Origin of the sequence: Belnapia moabensis DSM 16746 (genome assembly GCF_000745835.1) — a bacterium.
GTDB lineage: Bacteria > Pseudomonadota > Alphaproteobacteria > Acetobacterales > Acetobacteraceae > Belnapia > Belnapia moabensis.
This window is the reverse complement of record NZ_JQKB01000105.1, coordinates 1-3,547: the sequence shown is the minus strand read 5'-3', so window position 1 is coordinate 3,547 and position 3,547 is coordinate 1. Positions and strand designations below refer to the sequence as shown.

The 3,547-nt window shown below is 67.8% G+C and carries 3 protein-coding genes; 1 reads left to right on the top strand and 2 read right to left on the bottom strand.

What is annotated here, in order from left to right; translation table 11 throughout:
• A partial coding sequence (locus EP26_RS39045; RefSeq protein WP_211259570.1) for a peptidoglycan-binding domain-containing protein occupies positions 1–795 on the bottom strand: 795 nt, incomplete at its 3' end.
• A 601-nt stretch (positions 796–1,396) separates the two neighbouring features.
• Between EP26_RS39045 and EP26_RS26830 the strand changes: the two genes are divergently transcribed.
• On the top strand, positions 1,397–2,422 hold the full coding sequence (locus EP26_RS26830) for an SDR family oxidoreductase (protein WP_052389736.1): 1,026 nt from the start codon (positions 1,397–1,399) through the stop codon (positions 2,420–2,422).
• A gap of 268 nt (positions 2,423–2,690) precedes the next feature.
• On the opposite strand, the gene EP26_RS32565 is transcribed toward EP26_RS26830, so the two are convergent.
• Positions 2,691–3,547: calcium-binding protein (locus EP26_RS32565; RefSeq protein WP_281177127.1), on the bottom strand; the 857-nt coding region annotated here is incomplete at its 5' end.

Here is a 3,547-nt window from a genome sequence, read left to right as displayed (position 1 = left end):
ATGGGCAGCGTTCACGCGCCAGCGCGGATCCTCCCGCAACCTCGCCATGAAGCTGCGATGCCCGGCTTGGCTACGACCAACCAAGCAGCCCGCACCGATGCCGCCCACCCGCTCACGCGGCGCGTCGTGGCCGCCATGCTGGTCGATGAGGAAGATGCCCCGCTCCGGCGGGTCACCCTCGCGCCGGAAGTTCCTGTCACCATCCCGCGTCACCAGCAGCGGCAGGGCCTGAATGAGCGCCTCCTGCTCCAGCTCCGTGCCGATGGCCGTGCGGCCTATGACCCAGGCGCGATGCTGGCCCGCCGCAAGGCGCGGCGCGCCTTCGGGCTCGGCAGGCGTTTCCACCGCTGCGCGGCCCGAGGCGGTCGTCGCGTGCCAAGCGCCCACGATTTCCGGGCGCCCTCCGGATGCGATGCGCAGCAGCACCCGCAGATCGTCAAAGGCGTCAGGCCGGCGCAGCACTTCACACCCCTGCTCGTCCACGCCTTCAACATAGACGATGTTGACGCAGTCGGGATGGCGACATAGCCAATGGCTATGCCGGATAGAGGCTGCAACTATCCGCCCCGCCAGGCTGTCATCAGGCTGCAATGGCAGCACGGGATCCTGTTGTAGCAGAGCAGCAGCGACGGGTGGCGCCAGCGCGCTGTTGAAAGGCAGGCGGACTGCGCGACAGAAGGCGCCGAGCGCCCATTGCGAGGCGGGGTCGAGGAGGCCGTCTGCCGGCGGGTCTAGCAGCCCGTGATGCGCAAGCCGTGCCTGCATCTCCGCCACCAAGCCGGGCCGGCGCGCCAAGCGCGCAACCTCTAGTGTCTGCGACGCTTGTGCGAAGGCGCCCAACTGCTCCATCCCGCACTCCTTATCTCCGCCCCCGCAGCGTCGTTAACGCGCCGACGTCCCGGGCAAACAAGCGGGACGCTTCCGCGTCGCAGCAATGAACCGGACGGCTACAGGTGATACGCCTGCTGGCAGTCGGGCCAGGAGTCTGTCCCGGCGACATCTACCAGGCTTGCTTCGCGCTACCCGCCACTTTCCGTGTCGTCTGGCGGTGCATCACCCTCAGCCCTAGCCGCGTCGATGGCGGTCTCAGGAAGGGGCTCTCGATGGCGATCCAGGTAATCGCCGAGGCGGATATTCAGACAATCTTCGTTCAGCATACAGGATCAACGCCTGCTTCCTGCGAAGGTGCGATTCCTTTCCGCCGGCGGGATTGGTGCGGAGAACGGCTTGGCGAAGCGCCTCACGCTGACGGTGAGCCACGGGCTGCAGCGCGTCGTCAAAGTTGCGCACCGAATGCCAGAGCGCCGTTCCGTCTAGCGGTGTCCATAGACGCAGGCTTGTCGGTGGTAACTACTTCACCAAGTAGGATTGAGACCCGAACCCTGGGAGAACTTCCTTGCCGCGAGTCCGTCTGAAGCCGCTCTCGCGGCAAACCATTGTCGTGACAGGTGCGACTTCGGGCATCGGTCTGGCCACCGTGCGCATGGCCACCGAGCGCGGTGCCGCGGTGGTGTTGGTCGCCCGTAACGAGGACGCGCTGCAGCGGTTGGCGGAGGAGATCCGCGGCCGCGGCGGCCGGGCCGAGTATCAGGTGGCCGACGTCGCCGACCCGGCACAGGTGGACGCGGTCGCGGCCAAGGCCGTCGAGGCCTTCGGCAGTTTCGACTCCTGGGTCAACGACGCCGGCGCCTTCATCTACGGCCGGATGGAGGATGTCTCCCTCGCCGACCAGCGGCGCCTGTTCGACGTGACCTACTGGGGTGTGGTCCACGGCACCCTCGCCGCTGCGCGCCATCTCCGGCACCAGGGCGGAGCAATCATCAACGTCGGCAGCGTGCTGGGCGACCGTGCCATAGCGCTGCAGGGCCCCTATTGTGCGGCAAAGGGTGCGGTGAAGAACGCTACCGACGCGTTCCGGATGGAGTTCGAGGGTGAAGGGCTGCCGATTTCGGTTACGCTGATTAAGCCTGGGCCGATAGATACACCCTTCATGGAGCATGCCCGCAACGCCATGGGCACCCGGGGCACGCGGAATCCGCCCCCGGCCTACCACCCTCGGGTCGCCGCGCGCGCCATCCTGCACGCCTGCGAGACGCCGGTGCGCGATCTCTATGTCGGGACCGCGGGCTGGCTGACCAGCCTGGGCGGCGCGCTCGCACCCCGGCTGACCGACTATGCCATGGAGGTGCTCGCCAAGCCGACGCAGACTAGCGAGGACCCCGGGCGGGCGGAGCGGCGCGACAACCTGTACGAGCCGAAGGAGGATCTCTCCGAACGCAGCAGCCTCGCCGGACCGGCCCCACGTGGCAGAAGCCTGCTGCTGGACGCGCAGATGAATCCCGGCAAGGCGGCGGCGCTGGGTGCGGTCCTGGCTGGCGCAGGGACCAACACCTCTCGCCTTCGGTACCACCGCCGCAGGTAACAGCTGCCAGGAGGGCGCCGTCAACCAGGTCGAATCCGAAATATAATTCAACAACTATGTTCCTGGCGAGTGCCCGGTAGACGCAATTCTGACTCGACGGATCGGGCGATCCATCAGCCGAAGTTGCGCCGGGGCTGGGTCCCGGGCTTCATCTTGACGGTGCCGGGCGGAGATCAGCAGGGTTGCTGCGGCAACCTGAAGTCCCTGCCCGCATCGTCCTCAGCTTGCCAAGTCGCTCGGTTCGAGGGCAACAAGTTGACTGTACCGCTCAGAGTATGAAGTCGGCCGCCGTAAGGTCGTAGCGGCCGAGCAGCACGATTTCGGTGTCCACCACGCCGTCGGCCCGGGCCACAATGGTTTGGCTGCGGTCCCAAGGCGAGGGCGACCCGCCATTCGGTCCTTCGGCGATCACGACGGGCGTGTCGGCCACGTCCAGTTGCACGACGGTAGTGTTGCCCCGGACCTCGAAGCGCACTTGCCCTGGCATGGCGGACGCATCGCCGTCTTCTGGGTAGTCCATTAAGGCGCCCTGACCGCGGAACACGAAGGCCGCGTCCATGAGCACGTCGCCAAACAGGGAGTAGTGGTTCAGCGGGGTGAGGTTGAGGACGTCCTCACCCTGCCGGAAGTCTAGGACGACATCGGTGCCGGGATCGGCCGCCCCATCCCCGCGTGAGCCGATGACAAAGGCGTCGGAGCCCGCGCCGCCTATGAGCAAGTCGGTGCCCGGCCCTCCCCAAAGAGAGTCGTCGCCCTGTCCGCCGGCCAACACGTCATTGCCATCGCCGCCCTGCAGTGTGTCAGCCCCGGCCCGGCCCACCACCAGGTCGTCGCCGGCCAGCCCGATGAGCGCGTTGGCGCCGCCGTCGCCGCGCAGGCGGTCAGCGTGGGCGCTTCCGAGGACGTTCTCGATCCCCGCGAGGACGTCCGTGCCCGCTCCGCCCCAGGCCCGACCGGCCGCCAGGTTGACCGCGACCGCGCCGCCCACGTCCTCATAGGACGCTGTGTCGTTGCCATCGCCGCCGTTGAGCGTGTCGCCCCCGGCGCCGCCGTCGAGCACGTCGTCGTCAGCGCCGCCGTGGAGCGCGTCTTGCCCGGCGCCGCCGTACAACCGATCCCACCCGG